This is a genomic window from Deinococcus fonticola, from assembly GCF_004634215.1.
Lineage (GTDB): Bacteria > Deinococcota > Deinococci > Deinococcales > Deinococcaceae > Deinococcus > Deinococcus fonticola.
In genome coordinates this window covers 169,042-187,894 of record NZ_SMMH01000003.1, presented here as the reverse complement: position 1 = coordinate 187,894, position 18,853 = coordinate 169,042, and the positions used below count along the sequence as shown (strand labels likewise).

Sequence of the window (18,853 nt, the reverse complement as noted above, 5' to 3'; positions counted from 1 at the left end):
AGCGTTCACCCTGAGCCAGAATCAAACTCTCCAAATAATGGTTTCAAATCAGCCCAAGGGCTGTATTGAACAAGTTGATCCAAGGTCAGTCTTCACTTCGCTTGGCTTGCCCCGTAGGGCTTGTGTGAACCCGTAGGTTCCTTGCGCGAATCTGGAGCCAACCTCGCGGTTAGCCGCTCGCTCACCCTGTCGGGTGTTCCTGTCATCGTCATTCAACATCAGTTTTCATGCGTCCCAGCGAAGGCTTTTGGCTTTTCGCTCTCGCCCTTTTTCTCGGGCGAAAAGAAATATACAGCTTCGGTAAAAATCTGTCAACACCTCCTGAAGTTGCGTCCGGGTTGCCCTCTTCACCAGGCGTTGACCTCGGGAAGAAGGCGGGCGGCGCTTCCGCAGGCGATACCCTGAAAGGCATGAATGATCACCCCAGCTGGCGCACCCTGAAGGAAGACGAGGGGCAAGCCTGGCAGACCCTCTCCTCACGCCAGTTGGTGACCGGCATCCGGCCCATCACCGAAGACCAGGTCAGGACGCCCGGCGGTACGGAGTTCACCTACCAATACCGTCAGCGCGGCCCCCGCGCCGTGTTTATCCTGCCGGTCACCAGTGAGGGCCAACTGGTGCTGATCCGGCAGTACCGTTATCCCCTGCGGGCCACCATCACGGAGATCGTGGCGGGCGGCGTCGAACCCGGCGAGGACATCGGACGCGCCGCCGAGCGTGAACTGCTGGAAGAGGTGGGCGGTACCGCGCAGGAGTGGGTGCCACTGCCGGGCTTCTACCCGCAGCCCAGCATCAGCGGCGTCGTGTTTTACGCCTACCTGGCCCTGGGCGTCACGCTGGGCGAAGCGCACCTGGAACCCACCGAGACCATCGAGCGGTTTACGGTGTCTGTCCCCGAGGCCTACCGCATGCTGGCGGCCGGGGAAATACAGGACGGTTCCAGCGCCCTGACGCTGTGGCAGGCACAGGCCAGGCTGCGTGAAAGGGGTTTCCTATGACCGGCAGCATGACGCAGCTGCTGAGGCAGGCGCCAACCCTGGAAAGAGGCGGCCGGGCTCTGTCCTGGGCGCAGGAGAAACTGGGCAACATCGTCCGGGGCGACCTGATGCTGGGCATCCTGAGTGATGAAGACCTGGCCCTGATTCCGCAGGCCCTGGCCTTTGCCGGTCGCAGTGGCTGGCCCGGAGCCTGGCCCCTCCTGGTGCAGCATCAGGTGGACTTCGGGGAGGCGGCCGCGGCTTCCAGGCTGCTGACAGAGGCCCTGCCGGAACACCCGGAGTTGATCGTGCCCCTGTTCCGTTTACAGCATTCATACCTGCGCTCCGAACTGCCGGAAGCCGAGCAGAAGGAAACTACCCGGCAACTTCAGCAGTGGTGCCAGATCCGCCCGCAAGACCACACGGCGCTGTACAACCTGGGCCTGGCCTTCTTTACGGGCTTCGGCGTGGAGAGCAGCCCGGAGCACAGCGCTGCCCTTCACGCGCAGGCGGCCGGCCTGGGCAATGCCGACGCACTTTTTGAACTGTATGTGCTGCACAGCACAGGTGTCGGGGTTGAACTGGACGAAGAGAAGGCCCTTCACTTTCTGAAACAGGCGGCTGGACAGGGGCAACTCAGGGCCATGTACAACATGGGTGCCCTGCATGCGACCGGCCGGGGAGGCCTGGAGTTCAACCTGTCCAAAGCCACCGAGTGGTATGACCGCGCTGCACGGGCAGGTCACGAGAAAGCGGTGGACACGTTGATCATCATGTTTCTGGATGGGGAAGGCGTGGAACAGGATCTCGACCGCGCCGAGGAATACATCGAGCTGGGCGAGTCGTTCGGGTACGACATGGACGTGTACCGGGAGGATCTGGAAGAGGAACGAGAACAAGAGCGGGAGGGTCGAGCTTGAGCGTCCTTCCCGTCCCCTTTATTACCCTGGCGGCGCCGCACCGTTTCGATACCGTGATCGAGAATTCCGAGTTTCTGGCTTTTGCGGAGCGGGCAGACTCGCCGCCGCAGGCGCTGGCGCAACTGGCGGCCCTGCGGGCGCGTTATCCGCAGGCCACGCACCACTGCTGGGCGTACCGGATGGGCGGCGCGTACCGCTTCAATGATGATGGTGAACCGGGCGGTACGGCGGGCGCTCCCATCCTGAAAGCCATCGAGGGACAGGGGGTAGATCACGTGATGGTGGTGGTCGTGCGCTTTTACGGCGGCGTGAAACTGGGAACGGGGGGGCTGGTGCGGGCGTATGGCGGCACGGCGGCCGAGTGCCTGCGCACTGCCGAAAAGCTGGAGGTGCGCCCCCGCCAGATACTCGAAGTCAAAGTACCTTTCGAGCACCTGAGCAGCCTGTATCACTTGCTGGGTCAATTCGACATTGCCAAAGGGGAGGAGGAGTACACCGCCACAGGCATCCGGTTACAGGTGGAGGTTTATCCTGAAGATGCCCCGATCTTCGCCACCGCCCTGCGCGACGCCACGCGGGGCAGCGCCGTGCTGGACGGGCTGGAAGACGCCTGAAATGCTGAGCCGTCGCCTGACGGGCTGGCTGCTGGCCGCCCCCGCGCTGCTGTTTACGGTGCTGCTGCTGCTGGTGCCGCTGGGCCGCACGCTCCTGGAAGGCGGCGTGAACCTGGGCGTGTGGCGCGATCCGTATTTTCTGGGACGGCTGGGCTGGACGTTGTTGCAGGCGACCTTAACAGCGGCGGCAGCTTTCCTGCTGGGTGCTCCACTGGCCTATCTGCTCTCGCAGTATCACGTGCCGGGGAAAGCGCTGTTCCTGCGCCTGCTGCTGCTGCCTTTCGTCACGCCGACCCTCGTGGCAGTGCTGGGCCTGTCCGCCCTGCTGGGGCCGCAGGGGTGGATCACGCGCTTGACGCAGCTTGACCTGAGTGAAACACCCACCCTGCTGATCCTGGGAAACCTGTTCTTCAACCTGCCCATCATGATTCGGCTGGCTTACGGCGGGTTTTCCCGCGTTTCACCCGCTCTGATCGGTGCGGCGCGTTCGCTGGGGGCCACGCCGTGGCAGGCAGCCCGCACGGTGGCTTTGCCCCTGGCTCTGCCGGGGCTGGCGGCGGGGGCCGTGCTGGTGTTCCTGTACTCGGCCCTGAGCTTCGGGCTCCCCCTGGCGCTGGGCGGAGAAAAGTACGCCACCCTGGAAGTCGAGATCTACACGCTGACTGCCCTGCAACTGCGCCTCTCCGAAGCGAGTGCCCTGATTGTCGGACAACTGCTTTTGACGCTGACAGCCACCTGGGTCTACACGCTGCTGACGCGCGGTGGGGTGGGCATTCCGGCCAGTCACCTTCCCCGCGCCACTGGAGCAGCAAAAGCGGGCCTGCTGAGCCTGGGGCTGCTTACAGTAATGCTCTGCTTCTCGCCGCTGCTGGCGGTGGTGCTGCGTGGTTTCCTGGGGTCTGCCGGCCCCACGCTGGCCTACTGGCAGGGCGTCCTCCACGACGAGCAGACGCCGCTGTTGCTGGGAAACACCCTTCGTTTTGGCCTCCTGGCCCTGCTGGGCGCCACCTTGCTGGGCGGGTTGTACGCGCTGGGCGCCTGGCTGGCCCGCTCACGCACGCTGGACCTCATTTCCCTGCTTCCCCTGATGGTGTCGCCGGTCAGTCTGGCCGTCGGTTACCTGCTGGCCTACCCGGTGCTGGCCGCTACGCTGCCGCTGCTGCTGGCCGCCTACACGCTGCTGGCCCTGCCGCTGGTGGTGCGCTCGCTGCTGCCCGCCCTGCGGGCGCTGCCCCCGCGTCTCCTTGAGGCCGCCCGCACGCTGGGGGCCAGTGGCTGGCAGGCCCACCGCAGCGTGACCTTTCCGCTGGTGTTGCCGGCCCTGCGTGGCGGAAGTGCCCTGGCCCTGGCCACCGTGCTGGGCGAGTTCGGGGCCACGCTGGTGCTGACCCGCCCAGAGTGGGCCACCCTCTCGACTGGCCTCTACGAACGCCTGGGCCGCCCCGGCGAACGCAATCTGGGGGAAGCCTGCGCGCTGGCCAGCGTGTTGCTGCTTCTTGCTATCACTGCTTTTACCCTGCTGGATGGCGGCGAAGGTGAAGTGACGTGACACACTCGGGCATGCCCGCCGCCCTGTTCACCCAGTCACTCTCCAAGTCTTTCGGTACGGTGCAGGCCGTGCGGGGCGTCTCGCTGGAAGTTCAGGCCGGAGAGACGCTGGCCCTCCTGGGGCCGTCGGGGTGCGGCAAAAGTACGGTGCTGCGCTGCGTGGCGGGTCTGGAGCAACCCGACGCCGGGCAGGTGTTCGTGGGTGGGCGTGAGGTCACGGCCCTGCCGCCGGAGCAGCGCCACGTGGGGCTGGTGTTTCAGGATTACGCGTTGTTTCCTCACCTGAGCGTACTGAAGAACGTGGCTTACGGCCCAACCATGCGCGGTGAGTCAAGGCCTACAGCGCAAATGCGGGCACGGGAGGCGCTGGAATTGGTGGCGCTGGAGGAACTGGCGGGCCGTTTCCCGGCGCAGTTGTCGGGCGGGCAGCAGCAGCGGGTGGCCCTGGCGCGCGCCCTGGCCACACACTCACCGCTTTTGCTGCTGGATGAACCGCTGTCCAACCTGGACGAGAAACTGCGGTCAGAACTGCGCACCGACCTGCGCGCCCTGTTCGGGCGGGTGGGGGCCGGCGTCCTGATCGTCACGCACGACCAGCGCGAGGCCCTGGCGCTGGCCGACCGGGTGGCGGTCATGCGGGCGGGGCAACTGGTTCAGGTCGGCCCAGCGCCGGCGGTGTTCCGGGAACCGCACAGCGCGTGGGTGGCGGCTTTTCTGGGCTGGCCCAACATCTTGCCGCAGGGGGACGGCCACGCCCTGCTGATTCCCGAAGAGGCCATCCTGTTGGGCGTGGGTGAAGCCTGCCCGGTGACGGCGCGGCAGGTCACGGAAACAGGGCAAACCGTGCAAGTCCATCACCCGCTGGGCCGCCTGACCCTGCACCTCAGTGCCCGCGAAGCGCCGCAGGCCGGGGACAGCCTCACGTTGAACGTCGACTTGAACCGCGTCAAAACAGTGCCGGATGACCGGGAACTCTCGTAAGCTGGAAATGTAACGTGGACGTAACGCCGGCCACCTTAGGTTGACTTCAGGAGGATTATGCAAACACTCGTCAGGAAAGTCGGATTGTTGAGCGCCTTCGCGGCCCTGCTGGCCGGAGGGGCCGCAGCGCAGAGCAAATATGCCGGCCCGCAGGCCGTGATCTACATCGGGGACAACTGGTGTTACGGCGGATACTGCGGCTGGGGCACCACCGCCACCTTCGAGTCCTCGCTGAATCAGGCGCTGATGAACAGCGGGTACGTGCTGGCGGTGCGCAAACCCGAAGGGGCGGGCCTGAACCTGCGGGCCGGCGTAACCGGCTACGGCAGCAGCGGCGGCCTGTGCCTGCCCATCGTGGGGTGCGTCAATGGCCGCACTGTAAATGCCGCGCTGGAACTCACCGACGCCAGAAGTGGCGCGGTGGTGTACAACGACACCTGCCAGGGCAACAGCACCGGGTACAGCTCCTGGGGGTATTACTGGGTGGGTAGCGTCAGTGTCAACAGCGATGACGACAAGGCCGCCGCCGACTGCGCCGCGAAACTGGTGGAAAAACTGACCGCCAGCCCGACGCTCAAAACCTACCTGACCCAGACTCCTGGCACGCCCGTGAACGCGGCTCCGCTGGCGACCGCAGTGCCCACTCCCGCGCCGGCGGTGAATGTCGGGCAGGCCAGCCAGCCAGTGGCGCTGCTGGAAGGCGCCCTGAAAACCCTGGCGTTCACAGACATGAACGCCCTGTTTACCAGTGACCCCTACAACCCCGTGAAAGTCAAGGAACTGAACGCCGCCGCCAGCAGCGCCACCCTGACTGCCGCGGCGCAAGTCAAATTAAGCGTGACTCCCGGTGAAAACGCGGGGGCCTATCAGCTGCTGGGCGTCACGTACACCCTGCCGGGCGGCCAGGAGAAATTCGTGCAACTCGCGGTGACGGGCGACGCCAGCCTGAATACCCGGGGCGGTCTGAAAATTCTGTATCTGTCGGCCTTTAACCCCCTGCGTTCCTCCACGCCCGCGCTTGACGGCCTGAGCCGGAACGTGGAAACCCTGCTGAACGACCTTCACACCGCGCTGGGGTTGCCTGGCCTTCAGTAAGGGAGCAGTGGCTGGCTGGGGAGGGCTGAGGGGCCATGCGACTTCCCTTTCCCTACCCCCTACACTGTCCGCGTGATTGCGTGGATTCTGGTGGGTGGGCGGCTCACGCTGACGCCGGCCCTGTCTCTTTTGCCGCCTGCTGACCTGGTGGTGGCGGCCGATGGGGGGGCGCGTCACGCGGCCGCGTTGCAGGTGCGGGTGGATGTCTGGGTGGGGGATTTCGACTCGTCGGCGGGCGTGAAAGTGGACGCGCCGCGTGAAATTCACCCCACCGCGAAGGACGAGACGGACGCGGAACTGGCCGTGCGGGTCGCACGGGCACGCGGGGCAACCCGACTGGTGTTCATCGGGGCGTTCGGGGGGCGCTTCGATCACGCGGCGGCGCTGCTGCTGGGCAGCCTGCGCCTGACCCGCGAGGGCCTGGACATCACCCTCACCAGTGGGGACGAGTGGGCCTGGCCCCTGCGGCCCCAGCAGCCTGTGGTGCTGGACTGGCCGGCTGGAAACACCCTCAGTGTCATTGCGGTGAGTGACCTGACGGGGCTGACCCTGCAGGGCGTGCGCTGGCCGCTGGAACGCGCGGCGGTGCCGCTGGGCAGTGGCTGGACAGTCAGCAACGAGACGCAGTCTGCGCCGGTTCGGGCCGCGCTGGAAAGCGGTGAGGCGCTGGTCACGGCCCTGACCGGGAACCCGGGGAGCATTCAGGACGTACTGTAAAAGCATGAGAAGACGTGGCCCCGGTTGCGGGTGTTTCGGTTGCGGTGGAACCTTTCTGGTCACAGTACTGCTGCTGGGCGCACTGGCATGGTTTTTTGTGATTAAACCCGCGCGGGCCTTCTTGGCGAACTGGCAGACGCCACCCGTGCAAAGCCAAACGCAATCCCCGCCCCCCGCCAGCGGAAACGTGAACGCCCCCGTAACCCGCGTCGAGGTGGAGCGTCTGGTGCGGGTTCGCCGCGATGTTCGCCGGGCACTGGGGGACAGTTTCACGGCGGCTCAGCAACTCCTGAACGACATGAACAGCGGGCAGAACCCGAACATCATGCAAATCCTGGGGGTTCTGAACGAGACCGGGCAGAGCGTCGGCAAGGCCCGCGCCGCGCAGCTGGCCGGCCTGACCCGCGAGGGCATGAGCCAGGCCCGCTACGCCGTAGTTCGGAATACCGTGAACCGTGCCCTGGGATTGCCGGCTTTTGACCTCGGGAAAATCGCCACCGACCTTCAGCAGGGGCAACTGCCCGACCTGAACCGCGACGTGCAACTCGCCACACCGCAGGACAAGGCCCTGGTGAAGGGATTTGAGACTGAACTCAGGGCTACGGCCGCTGCCGGGCTGCTGGGCATGTAATCAACCCCCTGCTTGGTTTGTGACCCTCCGATGATCTTTTGGAGGGTCACATCTACGCTGGGCGGTTTATTTCATCCCTGATGAACCGGAAGCCTGCTCAGCCGCGAAGGTCCGTCTACTTTCCCAGCGCGGTGGACACGACTTCTCTGGCTTCTTCAAAGACGCGCTGCAAATGCTCCTCACCACGGAAGCTCTCGGCGTAAATCTTGTACACGTCCTCCGTGCCGCTGGGACGGGCGGCGAACCAGGCCTGCTCGGTCACGACTTTCAGGCCGCCGATCGGTTCGCCGTTGCCCGGGGCGCGCGTTAATTTAGCCGTGATGGGATCGCCCGCCAGAGTCGTCGCGCTCACCTGTTCCGGCGAGAGGTTCTTCAGGATGGCCTTCTGCTCGGGCGTGGCGGGCGCGTCGATGCGGTCATAGGCGGTGGCGCCGTACCTGTCCGTCAGTTCCTTGAAACGTTCACTGGGCGTCTGGCCGGTTTTCGCGGTGATTTCTGCCGCCAGCAGACCGGGGATGATGCCGTCCTTGTCAGTGCTCCAAGCGCCGCCATTCGTGCGCAGGAAGCTGGCCCCGGCGGACTCCTCGCCCCCGAAGCCGAAAGAGCTGTCTAGCAGACCTTCCACGAAGTACTTGAAGCCCACGGGAACCTCGACGACTTTGCGGCCGATCCCTGCGCCCACCCGGTCAATCAGTGCACTGGAGACCAGCGTTTTACCGATCGCGGCGTCCGCCCGCCAGCCGGGGCGGTGCCTGAACAGGTAATCGATCATCACTGCCAGGTAGTGGTTCGGGTTCATCAGGCCGCCCCGCGTCACGATGCCGTGGCGGTCGGCGTCCGGGTCGTTGCCCACCGCCACATCGAAATCGTCCTTCAACTGGAGCATGCCGGCCATGGCCCACGGGCTGCTGCAATCCATACGGATCTTGCCGTCGCGGTCGACGGTCATGAAGGCGAAACGCGGGTCGACCGTCTCGTTCACAATCGTGAGGTTCAGGCCGTAGCGCGCCTGAATGGCCTGCCACACCGGCAGACTCGCGCCGCCCAGCGGATCGACACCAATTTTCACGCCGCTTTGTTTGATGGCGTCCAGATCGATCACTTCGCCCAGCCCCTCCACGTAAGGGGTGATGAAGTCGAATATTTCCAGGCCGTTCATGGCATCTTCCAGCGACACGCGGTTCACGTCACGCAGTTCGCCCTCCAGGATGACGTTCGCCCTTTGCTGCACGGTGCCGGTCACGTCCGTGTCGGCCGGGCCACCACTGGGCGGGTTGTACTTGAAGCCCCCGTCCTGCGGCGGGTTGTGGCTGGGCGTGATCACGATGCCGTCGGCATGGTCTGCGCCTGTGCGGTTGTGTTCCAGAATGGCGTGGCTGACCAGCGGCGTGGCTGTGAACATGCCCGGCTGCACGCGCACCTTCACGCCGTTCGCCACCAGCACCTGCAAGGCCGACATCCAGGCGGGTTCCGAGAGCGCGTGCGTGTCCAGCCCCATAAAAAGTGGTCCGGTGATGCCCGCCGCTGTGCGGTATTCGGCCACCGCCTGGGCCACCGCCAGAATGTGCGCCTCGTTGAACGTGCCATTCAGGCTGGTGCCCCGGTGACCACTCGTGCCGAACGCCACCCGTTGCAGGGGATCGCGCACGTCCGGACGGGTCTCGTAGTAGTGCGCCACCAGACGCGGAATGTTCGTCAGCAGGCTCTGAGGAGCAGGTTTACCGGCCAGTTCGCTGAGGGTCATAGGGTCAGTGTAGTGACCCCCTGCGCCCGGAGGCACCGAATGTAAGTGGGAAATGAAAAAGGGCCGGCGCTTTCCTTCACCCGGCACCACAGCTGCTACGCTGAAGGGCCATGCGGGAACTGTTCACCGATACCTGGAGAATCATCAAACTGACCGCCGCCATCATCGCCGGCCCCCTTCTCGTGTGGGGCCTGCTGGTGTGGCTGGGCGTTCTGAAGTAAAAACCGAGGTTGCCACACCAGAAAATCCGTCTGTGCTGGCCTGACTGGACACTTCCGGGCGGTTCGCTGCTGTGGAACCGCTCCCGGACGCGCTCCAGTCCGTAAAAATGTTAGCTTCAGGACATGACCAAACGCCAGAAACCCGTCACGGAAACGCGCTCTAAAGCCCCGAAGTTCGAGCACGCACTGGTGCTGGAGACCGCCCGCGTGACCGAAGGGGCCGCGCTGGCGGCCAGTAAGTTCATGGGCATGGGTGACAAGAATGTCGTGGACGGCGCCGGCACCGAAGCCATGCGCACGCTCCTGAATTCCCTGAACATTCGCGGCACGGTGGTGATCGGTGAAGGCGAAATGGACGAGGCCCCCATGCTGTACATCGGCGAGCAGGTCGGCAACGGTGAATTCGAGGTGGATATCGCCGTCGACCCGGTGGAAGGCACCAGCGTGACTGCCAAGGGCCTCCCCAACGGCCTGGCCGTGATTGCCATCAGCGAGAAAGGCGGCCTGATGGCGGCGCCGGACTGCTACATGGAGAAACTGGTGGTGCCGCCCCCCGCCGCCGGAAAAGTGAACCTGGACTGGCCGGTGGAAGCGAACATCAACGTGCTGGCGCAGTCCCTGCAACGCGACGCGGATGACCTGATGATCACCATTCTGGACCGTGAACGTCACGCTGATTTGATTCGCCGCGTGCGGGCCACCGGCGCCCGCGTGAAACTGATCGGGGACGGTGACGTGATCGCGGGCCTGGCAGTGGGCGTGCGGGGCACGGGCGTTCATGCGCTGATGGGTTCGGGCGGCGCCCCCGAGGGCGTTATCCTGGCGGCGGCCTGCAAGTGCCTGGGCGCGGAAATTCAGGGCCGGTTCCTGGCCGAGGACGACGCGCAGCGCGAACGCTTCCAGAAGATGGGCGTCGAGGAAAACCGCGTGTACAAAACCGACGAACTCGCCTCCGGCAAGCAGATGGTGTTCAGCGCCACCGGCATTACCTACGGCGAACTGCTGAACGGCGTGCGTTACTTCGCGGGCGGCGCCAGAACGCACACGCTGGTCATGGGGTACGCCACCCGTGTGGTGCGCTTCATCGACACGGTTCACCTGGAAGAAGACCACGCCCGCGTGACTGTCCGTATCTGATCCCAAGGAAGAGGAGAACAGCCGGGGCGACAAGCGCACGCCCCGGCTGTCCTTTTCTATTTTTTCTGTCTTCTGGCCGTTACGACTTGACCCACTCGCGCAGGTAGGCGGCCACCACGTCACTGACGTTCACGCCTTCGCGCTGCGCCTTTTCAATCTGGGCATTTTTGTCTTCCAGGGTCATGGGGAGCCACAGGGCCACTTTCTCCTGACCGTTCTCCACCGTGAATTCGCCGCCCCACTCGTCACGCTGCACCAGACCATTCATTCCGCCGCTTTTTTCCATGTCGTTCTCCGTTCCAGCCTGCATCAGCCAGTTCTCCACCCGTTCGCGCAGGAAGCGCCACTCCCGTCCGACTTTGCGGCCAGGAATGTCCCCGCTTCTCACCAGCGAGTACGCGGTGGTTTCGCTCACCTTCAGGTAGGCAGCCAGTTCTTCCAGCGTCAATACCTCATCCCTGCTCACCATCTCCCCTCCTTAAAGTGGCATTATCTTGCGCTATCCAATACTAAATGTCAATAAATAGCGCAAGATAATGACGAGCAAGATATGAAGCTGGTTGCTGAACGAAAAAAGCCGGACTGAGGCCGGCAATTCTGTTTGTCGGAAAAGCGCTTAAACGCTGACCAGGCCCAGTTGAATGCCACGGCTGACCGCCGCCGCGCGGCTCTGCACGCCCAGCTTCGAATAGATCGCCTGGGCGTGGAATTTCACGGTGCTCTCGCTGACGCCCAGCGTTTTCGCCGCGCGTTTGTTGCTCAGGCCCTCGGACAGCAGTGCCAGCACCTCGCGTTCACGCGGGGTCAGGGATACGTCCAGGTCATCGAAATTCAGCTCGTCATCGTGGATGGCCGGCGGCACTTGAGTGGGCGGGAGAACCACCAGCCCCGCCGCCGCGCCCAGCACCCCCGCCACCAGTTCCGCCGGCGTGGCACCAGAGTCAAGGGCTGCCCAGCCGCCCTCCAGCAGGTCGGGCAGCAGATTCGCCCACGCCACCGAACCCACCGCCACCACGGCAGGCGCGTCGTCGAGCACGCTCAGGTCAGCCAGGGCCGAATCGTCCACAATCCAGACCTCGGCCCCCTCCGAAATGAGAAAGCCCGCCGCGCTCAGCAGGCTCGTGAACCCCGCCCGCGCCACGGCCGACGCCACCACGACACGCACGGTCGGCAGGGCAAAAGGCGGGGCCGTCATGAGCCATGCTACCCGCTCAGGCTCAGCGCTCACCTATGCTCAGGGTGATGTCCTGTTCCTCACCACCACGCAGAATCCGGGCCGTCAGCTGATCCCCGGCGCGGTCATGCACGGTTCGCAGCAACTCCTGCGGGTGACGCACGGCCTGACCCTCCAGCGCCAGCAGCACGTCCCCCACCTTCAGACCCGCCTGCGCGGCGGGACTGCCAGCCTCGACGCTGACGATGGTCAGCCCAAACCGGCCGCCTGGCCGGCCCATACCCCGCATGGGGTGGCCCATAGATGCCTCGAAGTGCCGGCCACGACCTCCCCAGCCCCCGCGACCGTGCCCCGCGTGCCCGTGGGGTTCCGGACTCCAGGGGCCACGGCCACGCCCGCCCGGGCCAGCCCGTCCAGGGCCGCGACCGCGCCATTCCCCACGCGGGTCACCGTCAATCCCGGCGTTTTCCTCGGCCTGCTCGCGCGTTTCGGGGAAGTGGACGGGCTGTGTGGTAATGCCCAGAAATCCCCGGGCCACGCGGCCCGCCGTGCCCAGCATCTGCGCCACCTTCAGGGCGCGTTCGGCCGGCACCGCCAGCAGGGTGCCGCGCGAGAATCCAGCGCCCGCGTTCAGCACGCCGACCAGACTGCCCCGCGCGTCGACCAGTGCGCCGCCGCTCACGCCCCGAAACGGCGTGGCGCTGTCGATCAGCCAGCCGCGTTGCGGACGGTTGTAAAGGCCCAGCGTGGCCTGAACGCCGTGCGGCGGGCGGCCCACGGCCACCAGCAATTCACCGACCCGCGTTTCCTGGCCGTTGCTGAGGGGCGCCACGTTCAGGCCCTCGGCCTTCAGAAGGGCCAGGTCGCTGGCGGGGTCACGGCCCGCCACGCTGGCCGTCAGGGTGCGGCCATCGGGGGTGACCACCTGCACCTCGTCCGCGTGTAGGACGTGCGCGGCCGTCAAGATCAGGCCCTCACCCACGACGGTGCCACTTACCGGGCGGGGGGCCAGCACCGTCACCACACCCTGCGCGGTACGTTCCACCACATCTGCCAGGCCACTCGAAAAATCAGAAAAATTCGTCATGCCCGCAGTGTGACCCTGAAGCGCGAAAAGCGCGCCCGCCAGACGGTCAGCCCCGCCCCTGCCCGAACGGCCAGGGCAGTTCTCCGAATGACGCGCTCTGTGGAGGGGCATCCCAGAGCGCTCTATTCTCTCCTGCGGAGCTGTGCCCGTCCGTCCTGCTCGTCTGAATTTACTCGCGCTGCTCGGACAAAATCGCGGCGTTCTTTTGTCAAATGTTCTAGGCTTCCGGCATGAGCCTGACCCTTTCGGTGTTGCCTGGCGAATACGCCGTCTCGCGCCTGTACCCTGGCCACCCGGTTCCCAGCTGGGCGCTGCAAGGGGAATTCTGGACGGTCAGCCACACCGCCGATGAACTGTCGGTGGTCTGCCTCGCCGCATTCGTTCCGGACGGCGTGCAGACGCAGAAGGGCTGGGCGGCGCTGAAACTGCACGGGCCGTTCGAGTTCACGCTGACGGGCGTGCTGGCCAGTGTGCTGAATCCGCTGAAAGACGCGGGAATCGGTATTTTTGCGGTGTCCACCTTCGACACGGATTACGTGCTGGTGGCGCAGGGGCAACTGGCGCAGGCCACCGCAGCCCTGCATGAGGCGGGCCTTCAGGTCATGGATCTGGCGTAACCCGCCGGCTTACGGGCACAAAGACTCCAGAATGGCTATGGCAGAACCGTCGCGACCCTCCCAGATGCCCACCCCGCCCCACAGACTGAGAAATTAGGGCCGGCCCTGCCGGGTGGCCGCCGCCCGCAGGGCACGGGTCAGGGCGTTCTGGTACGGGTAGGGGAGGGGTTGCCTGACCTGCTCGATCATCAGGTTCTTTAACCCACGGGCGGGCCGACCACTGAAACTGGTCGTCAGGGTGGTGTCGCCCGCGTCGGCCACGGCCAGGGTCTGACGGTAGGGGGCCGACGTTCCCGCCTCGTGCGCCCGCAGGAAGGCCGTGCCACACTGCGCCAGACCGGCTCCGGCGGCCAGGGCATTTTTTACGTGCTGGCGCGTCATCAGGCCGCCGGCCGCGATCAACGGAAGGCGGGTGTTCTCGCGCGTGGCCCGCACCAGTTCCAGTGTGTCCGCCAGATCATCCTGCATCCAGCCGCCCCGCAGGCAGAGGCCCAAACGCGAACGAGAAGACCGCCGGGCGCACCTACAGCACGGCTTCCAGCTGCTCCTGAAAGTCCTCCTGTACCTGTGCCGGCAGGGACGGTGTGGGCAATTCCAGCGCCGCATGAAGGGGCGCCAGTTCATCGATGGCAAGGGCCAGTTCCGTTTCGCTCAGCTCCGGCAGGGCCTGCAGAGCGAACAGGTTGATGGCGAAGGGCCTGTCCGTCAACTCGCGCACTTCACGGCCTGCCTCCACGATCTGTTGCGGCGTCAGGTAAGCCGCGCCCAGCGACCCCAGCCCACCCGCATTCGACACGGCGGCCACCAGTGCCGGCGTACTTGCGCCGCCCGCCATCGGCGCCAGCACGATGGGGTTCCTCAAGCCCAGGCGCTCCATCAGGCTCATGCGTCCATGGTGCTCCATTCAGGCCGGCGCGTGCCGTCAGGCCTTACAAACAGCCTGCCGGGTGTCTGCCTGATTCAGGCGGCAGTTCTTCAGAACAGTTTGCTGCCCAGCTTGCCTTCGGTCATGGGCGTCACGGGTGTGGCCTCGCCGCTCTCTGCGCCTCTGAACTGAATGCCCAGCACCAGCACGTCGCTTTGCACGTCCCCGATCTGGCGTGGGGCAAGGTTCAGGACGCCCATCACCTGCCTGCCGATCAGTTCCTCCGGGGGGTGCCCCGTGAAGCGGCCCACGCTGGTGCGAACGCCATACTTCCCGAAATCGATGTTCAGGCGGTACGATTTTTTCGGGGCGCTGGGCTCCAGTTCCGCACTGAGCACCTTGCCCAGTCGAATGTCCAGTTTGCCGAACGTCTCGCCAAAATCCACGGTGGGTTTCAGGTCACTTGCCATGCATGAGTGTACCCGCCGGGCCTGCCGTACATTGACGGTCAGTATGCTCATTTTTGACCTGGACGGCACCATCAGCGACCCGCTGCCCGGCATAGCGCAGGCCATCAACCACGCCCTGAGCGAGTTCGGGTTTCCCACGCTGCCGGAACAGGACGTGGCCCCGTTCGTTGGCCCGCCGCTGGACGGCACGTTCCTTCAGCTGACCGGCGCCGGGCACCCGGAGGTGCTGGAACTGATCGCCACCTACCGCGAGTGCTACCGCGACAGTTGCCTTCAGAACACCGTGTACGGCGGCGTGCCGGAAACGCTGGCGGCCCTGAGCAGCGCGGGCGTTCGCATGGGCATCTGCACCTCCAAACGCGCCGACTTTGCCGAGCGCATCCTGAGCCACCTGGGGTTGCGGCCGCACTTCGAGTTCGTCAGCGGCGGTGACATCGGCATTCACAAATGGCAGCAACTGGAGGCCTTACAGGCGGCCGGGACGCTGCAGCCCCACGCCATGATGATCGGTGACCGCGCCGTGGACATCGAAGCCGGGAGACGCAACGGCCTGCGCACGGGCGGGGTGCTGTGGGGCTTCGGCAGCCGCGCAGAACTGGAAGAAGCCGCCCCCGACGTGATGTTCACGCAGCCGGACGAGTGGCTGGAGATCAAGCCGAGTTAAGGAGTCGGGGGGTCTGGAAGTCGAGAAAACCTCCCCTATCTCGACGCCTCGACTTCTGGACTTCTCGACCATCCCCACCTGACACTTCAACACCCGTTGATATGTATGCTGACGGCATGACCCGCGTGCTGATCCTCTGCACCCACAATTCCGCCCGCTCCCAGATGGCCGAGGCCCTGCTGCGTGACGCTGCCGGACGCCTTGGGCTGCTGCTGGACGTGCATTCGGCGGGCACCGAGGCAACACGGGTGAAGGACGATGCGAAAACGGTGGTCGCGGAACTGGGCCTGTCGCTGGACGGTCACAGCAGCAAGACGCTGTGGGAGGTGCCGGACGCGCAAAATTTCGATTACGTGATCACCGTGTGCGACTCGGCGGCGGAAGCCTGCCCGGTGTACCCCGGCAAGACCGCGCGCCTGCATTACCCCTTCGTTGACCCGTCGGGCGGCAGTCTGGAACGCTGGCGGGCGGTGCGTGACGCGCAGCGGCGGCAGTTTGAAGCCTTCGCGCAGGCACTGAGGGACGGGCGCGAGGTGCCTTCCAGCTATGCGGACAGTCCCGCCGTGAACGTGCCCTGAAGCGCGTTCCGCCCCTTGACAGGTCACCCCGGACGGATCACTCTTCGATCATGGTTGAATCAACGGTGGTTGATGCGTGCGGCCTGACTTCGCCTTTTACCTGGCCGGGGCAGACGTGCTGGAAGGCGATCAACTGGGGCGGCTGGCGCTGACACTGGACGGCGTGCGGGCGCGGGACGAGCGGGTGTTCGGGTGGGCGGCCCAGCAGCATCTGCCGCTGGTCACGGTGATGGCGGGCGGGTACAACCGCGATTCACTGAAACTCGTACAGGCGCGACTGGGTACACTCGACGCGGCCCTGACCGCATTCGGCTAAACAGGCTGGGTCAGGCGTGCAGAAAGTCCCAGACACGCTCGGGCAAGTCCTGCGCGTCCATCAGAAAGGCGTCGTGGCCGTGAATGCTGTCGAGTTCCCAGTAGGTGCTGTGCGGCAGCAGGGCGGCATGCGCCTTGACCTCGCTGGCGGGGTACAGCACGTCACTGCTGATGCCGATGCTCAGCACGGGCACCTGAATGCCGCGCAACTCGGCGTCGCTGGGCTGAAAGGCGTCCATCGCTTCCGTCAGGGCCACGTAGGTCTTTTCGCAGAAGCGGGCCAGCAGTTTCTCGCCCTGGTACTCCAGATAACTGGTTATGGCGGGCACGCCAGGAACGCGCTGCCCGGCCTGCGTCTGCTGGAAACTCTGGTGGCTGCGGTAACTGAGCATGGCGATCTGCCGGGCAATCTTCAGGCCTTCTCCGCCCGGCGCGGCCTGGATGGCGCTGCGCTGCGCGGTGCCAAGCCCGATGGCCCAGGGACTGTGGCGGGCGGGCGCCCCGATAATCACCGCCCGCTCGACCAGATCGGGGCATTCCAGCAGCCAGGCGTAGGCCAGCATGCCGCCCATGCTGGCGCCGATCACGCGCACTTTCTTCACGCCCAGGTGCTCCAGCAGGGCGCGGCCCACGCGGGCCATGTCGCGCAGCGTCAGCTTGACGCGCTGCCCCGACAGGGTGGGCAGTTCACTGGGGCCGGTGCTGCCCGCGCACCCACCCAGCACGTTGCTGCACACCACAAAATCGGTGTCCGGGTCAAAGGGTTTGCCGGCGCCCAGGAAGTCCGGCCACCACTCGTGCACGGCGCTGTTGCCGGTCAGGGCGTGCAAGACCAGCGTGGCGTGTTCGCGGGCCTCGCCGTAGGTGTGGTACGCCACGCGCACGTCGCACACGGGCTGACCGCAGTCCAGCAGCAGCGGCTCGTGCCGGAAAAGCGTGACCGTCTGCTGCGCGGAACATCGTTCCGGTTCAGCTTCACTCTGGAGGTGGCGGGGCGGAGCGGCCTGCATCACGGCGGTCACGCGTTTCCCCCCACACTGGCCTCTTGTGGGATGCTTTCTTCGGTGCTCTCTTGTTCCGGGGCATTCAGCGCCTGCGCGAAGTCGTCCTTGATGTCGTCGATGTGCTCGATGCCCAGCGACACACGAATCAGGCCGGGCGTGACGCCGGCGGACGTCTGCGCCCCCTCGTCCAGCTGACTGTGGGTGGTGCTGGCCGGGTGAATGACCAGCGTGCGCGTGTCCCCCACGTTGGCGACGTGCTCGGCCAGCTTCACGGCCCCGATGAATGCCTCGCCGGCTTTTCGCCCACCCTTCAACTCGAAGGTCAGCACCGCGCCTGCCCCGCGCGGAAGGTACGACTCCGCCCGGTCGTAATGCGGGTGGTTGCTCAGGCCGGGGTAGGTCACGCGGCTCACGTCCGGGTGGCCGGCCAGCCAGGTGGCGAGACTCAGCGCATTCTGAGCCTGCCGTTCAGCCCGCAGGCTCAGCGTTTCCAGGCCCTGAATGAACTGCCAGGCCTGCTGCGGGGCCAGCGTCATGCCGAAGTCTCGCAGCCCTTCGGTTCGCGCCCGGATAAGAAAGGCGATGTTCGGCAGGCCCAGCGGGTTGCCCTCGCCGAAGGTTTCCCAGAAGTTCAGGCCGTGGTAACTGGGCGAGGGTTCGGTCATGAGCGGGTAACGCCCGTTGCCCCAGTCGAAGTTCCCGCCGTCCACAATGACGCCGCCGATGCCGTTGCCGTGCCCACCGATCCATTTGCTGGCGCTGTGTGTCACGATATTGGCGCCGTGCCGGAGCGGCTGGCAGTAGAACCCACCCGCGCCGAAGGTATTGTCCACGATGACGGCCACCCCCTGCGCGTGGGCCGCCGCGGCAATTGCCCCGAAATCCGGGATGTTCAGCGCCGGGTTACCGATCGTTTCCAGGTACACGGCCCGCGTGTTCTCGTCGATCAGTGCGGCGAATTCTTCCGGGCGCTCGTCCTTGCCGGTAAAGCGCACCTCGATCCCCAACCGCTTCAGCGTTACGCGGAACTGGTTGTGCGTGCCGCCGTACAGGTTGGGTGTGGACACGATGTTGTCGCCCGCCTGCGCGATGTTGGTGATCGCCAGGAACTGCGCCGCGTGACCGCTCGCCACCGACAGGGCGCCCACACCGCCTTCCAGCGCAGCCACGCGATCCTCGAACACGGCGTTGGTGGGGTTCATGATGCGGCTGTAGATATTGCCGAAGGCGCGCAGGGCAAAGAGGTCGGCGGCGTGTTCGGCTGTGGGAAACACGTAACTGTTGGTGGGGTAGATGGGAACAGCCTGCGAGCCCGTGGTGGGGTCGGGCTTCTGACCGGCGTGAACTTGCAGCGTTTCAAATTTCGGCGTATTGAGCATATGGCTCACTCCCTGTGCGGTGGTGGGTGGGGAGTGACCCGGTTTCGTCGATGCTGAAACAGTCACGCCCCTTCTCTTCGAAGTGCTGGAGAAGGGGCGCTTAACATCGTTGTCG

General features: G+C 65.4%; 22 protein-coding genes. 13 read left to right on the top strand and 9 right to left on the bottom strand.

What is annotated here, in order from left to right:
• Positions 1-410: 410 nt before the first annotated feature.
• The 8 genes from E5Z01_RS03255 (at position 411) to E5Z01_RS03220 (ending at position 7,483) form a co-directional block, all read left to right on the top strand.
• Complete coding sequence (locus E5Z01_RS03255) at positions 411-998, top strand: NUDIX domain-containing protein (RefSeq protein ID WP_135228052.1); 588 nt, start codon at positions 411-413, stop codon at positions 996-998.
• The gene (locus E5Z01_RS03250) at positions 995-1,897 is read left to right on the top strand and encodes a tetratricopeptide repeat protein (protein ID WP_135228051.1); all 903 of its coding nucleotides are present in this window, start codon (positions 995-997) and stop codon (positions 1,895-1,897) included. Before E5Z01_RS03255 ends, E5Z01_RS03250 begins: the two co-directional genes overlap by 4 nt.
• Positions 1,894-2,511, top strand: a complete 618-nt coding sequence (locus tag E5Z01_RS03245; protein WP_135228050.1) for an IMPACT family protein — start codon at positions 1,894-1,896, stop codon at positions 2,509-2,511. Before E5Z01_RS03250 ends, E5Z01_RS03245 begins: the two co-directional genes overlap by 4 nt.
• Position 2,512: 1 nt before the next feature.
• Positions 2,513-4,060, top strand: coding sequence for an ABC transporter permease (locus E5Z01_RS03240; protein WP_135228049.1), 1,548 nt, complete (start codon positions 2,513-2,515; stop codon positions 4,058-4,060).
• Positions 4,061-4,071: 11 nt separating this feature from the next.
• Positions 4,072-5,040, top strand: a complete 969-nt coding sequence (locus E5Z01_RS03235; RefSeq protein WP_135228048.1) for an ABC transporter ATP-binding protein — start codon at positions 4,072-4,074, stop codon at positions 5,038-5,040.
• A gap of 57 nt (positions 5,041-5,097) precedes the next feature.
• Positions 5,098-6,135 carry a hypothetical protein gene (locus tag E5Z01_RS03230; RefSeq protein ID WP_135228047.1) on the top strand — a complete coding sequence of 346 codons (1,038 nt, stop codon included), beginning with the start codon at positions 5,098-5,100 and terminating at the stop codon, positions 6,133-6,135.
• 72 nt (positions 6,136-6,207) lie between these two features.
• Positions 6,208-6,852, top strand: a complete 645-nt coding sequence (locus E5Z01_RS03225; RefSeq protein WP_135228046.1) for a thiamine diphosphokinase — start codon at positions 6,208-6,210, stop codon at positions 6,850-6,852.
• Between the two features lie 187 nt (positions 6,853-7,039).
• Positions 7,040-7,483 carry a hypothetical protein gene (locus E5Z01_RS03220; protein WP_240738158.1) on the top strand — a complete coding sequence of 148 codons (444 nt, stop codon included), beginning with the start codon at positions 7,040-7,042 and terminating at the stop codon, positions 7,481-7,483.
• A gap of 115 nt (positions 7,484-7,598) precedes the next feature.
• On the opposite strand, the gene pgm is transcribed toward E5Z01_RS03220, so the two are convergent.
• Positions 7,599-9,227, bottom strand: a complete 1,629-nt coding sequence (pgm, locus tag E5Z01_RS03215) for a phosphoglucomutase (alpha-D-glucose-1,6-bisphosphate-dependent) (RefSeq protein ID WP_135228044.1) — start codon at positions 9,225-9,227, stop codon at positions 7,599-7,601.
• Positions 9,228-9,571: 344 nt separating this feature from the next.
• Here pgm and glpX point away from each other — a divergent pair, with 344 nt between their 5' ends.
• Entirely contained in the window at positions 9,572-10,585 is a 1,014-nt protein-coding gene (gene glpX, locus E5Z01_RS03210) for a class II fructose-bisphosphatase (protein WP_135228043.1), read from the top strand.
• 79 nt (positions 10,586-10,664) lie between these two features.
• On the opposite strand, the gene E5Z01_RS03205 is transcribed toward glpX, so the two are convergent.
• The 3 genes from E5Z01_RS03205 to E5Z01_RS03195 all read right to left on the bottom strand — a co-directional run bounded on the left by E5Z01_RS03205 (position 10,665) and on the right by E5Z01_RS03195 (position 12,846).
• Positions 10,665-11,054, bottom strand: a complete 390-nt coding sequence (locus tag E5Z01_RS03205; RefSeq protein WP_135228042.1) for a helix-turn-helix domain-containing protein — start codon at positions 11,052-11,054, stop codon at positions 10,665-10,667.
• A 147-nt stretch (positions 11,055-11,201) separates the two neighbouring features.
• Positions 11,202-11,780 (bottom strand): helix-turn-helix transcriptional regulator, encoded by a 579-nt coding sequence (locus E5Z01_RS03200; RefSeq protein WP_135228041.1) that lies wholly within the window; start codon positions 11,778-11,780, stop codon positions 11,202-11,204.
• Between the two features lie 22 nt (positions 11,781-11,802).
• Complete coding sequence (locus E5Z01_RS03195; RefSeq protein ID WP_135228040.1) at positions 11,803-12,846, bottom strand: S1C family serine protease; 1,044 nt, start codon at positions 12,844-12,846, stop codon at positions 11,803-11,805.
• A gap of 230 nt (positions 12,847-13,076) precedes the next feature.
• Between E5Z01_RS03195 and E5Z01_RS03190 the strand changes: the two genes are divergently transcribed.
• Positions 13,077-13,463, top strand: a complete 387-nt coding sequence (locus tag E5Z01_RS03190) for an ACT domain-containing protein (RefSeq protein WP_135228039.1) — start codon at positions 13,077-13,079, stop codon at positions 13,461-13,463.
• 93 nt (positions 13,464-13,556) lie between these two features.
• Here E5Z01_RS03190 and E5Z01_RS19900 read toward each other — a convergent pair whose 3' ends face one another.
• The 3 genes from E5Z01_RS19900 to E5Z01_RS03180 all read right to left on the bottom strand — a co-directional run bounded on the left by E5Z01_RS19900 (position 13,557) and on the right by E5Z01_RS03180 (position 14,798).
• Positions 13,557-13,931, bottom strand: a complete 375-nt coding sequence (locus tag E5Z01_RS19900) for a nitronate monooxygenase (protein WP_240738157.1) — start codon at positions 13,929-13,931, stop codon at positions 13,557-13,559.
• 55 nt (positions 13,932-13,986) lie between these two features.
• A complete protein-coding gene (locus E5Z01_RS19895) occupies positions 13,987-14,349 on the bottom strand; it encodes an NAD(P)H-dependent flavin oxidoreductase (RefSeq protein ID WP_240738156.1) in 363 nt (120 codons plus the stop codon).
• An 89-nt stretch (positions 14,350-14,438) separates the two neighbouring features.
• Positions 14,439-14,798 (bottom strand): tRNA-binding protein, encoded by a 360-nt coding sequence (locus E5Z01_RS03180; RefSeq protein ID WP_135228038.1) that lies wholly within the window; start codon positions 14,796-14,798, stop codon positions 14,439-14,441.
• Between the two features lie 43 nt (positions 14,799-14,841).
• Between E5Z01_RS03180 and E5Z01_RS03175 the strand changes: the two genes are divergently transcribed.
• From E5Z01_RS03175 to E5Z01_RS03165, 3 genes are all read left to right on the top strand, one after another.
• On the top strand, positions 14,842-15,462 hold the full coding sequence (locus E5Z01_RS03175) for an HAD family hydrolase (RefSeq protein WP_205750460.1): 621 nt from the start codon (positions 14,842-14,844) through the stop codon (positions 15,460-15,462).
• Positions 15,463-15,578: 116 nt separating this feature from the next.
• Positions 15,579-16,040 carry an arsenate reductase ArsC gene (locus E5Z01_RS03170; RefSeq protein WP_135228036.1) on the top strand — a complete coding sequence of 154 codons (462 nt, stop codon included), beginning with the start codon at positions 15,579-15,581 and terminating at the stop codon, positions 16,038-16,040.
• Positions 16,041-16,116: 76 nt separating this feature from the next.
• Complete coding sequence (locus E5Z01_RS03165; RefSeq protein WP_338069128.1) at positions 16,117-16,356, top strand: arginase family protein; 240 nt, start codon at positions 16,117-16,119, stop codon at positions 16,354-16,356.
• 10 nt (positions 16,357-16,366) lie between these two features.
• On the opposite strand, the gene E5Z01_RS03160 is transcribed toward E5Z01_RS03165, so the two are convergent.
• On the bottom strand, positions 16,367-17,365 hold the full coding sequence (locus E5Z01_RS03160) for a homoserine O-acetyltransferase family protein (protein ID WP_135228073.1): 999 nt from the start codon (positions 17,363-17,365) through the stop codon (positions 16,367-16,369).
• An 8-nt stretch (positions 17,366-17,373) separates the two neighbouring features.
• Positions 17,374-18,738 carry an O-acetylhomoserine aminocarboxypropyltransferase/cysteine synthase family protein gene (locus E5Z01_RS03155; RefSeq protein WP_135228035.1) on the bottom strand — a complete coding sequence of 455 codons (1,365 nt, stop codon included), beginning with the start codon at positions 18,736-18,738 and terminating at the stop codon, positions 17,374-17,376.
• Positions 18,739-18,853 lie beyond the last annotated feature (115 nt).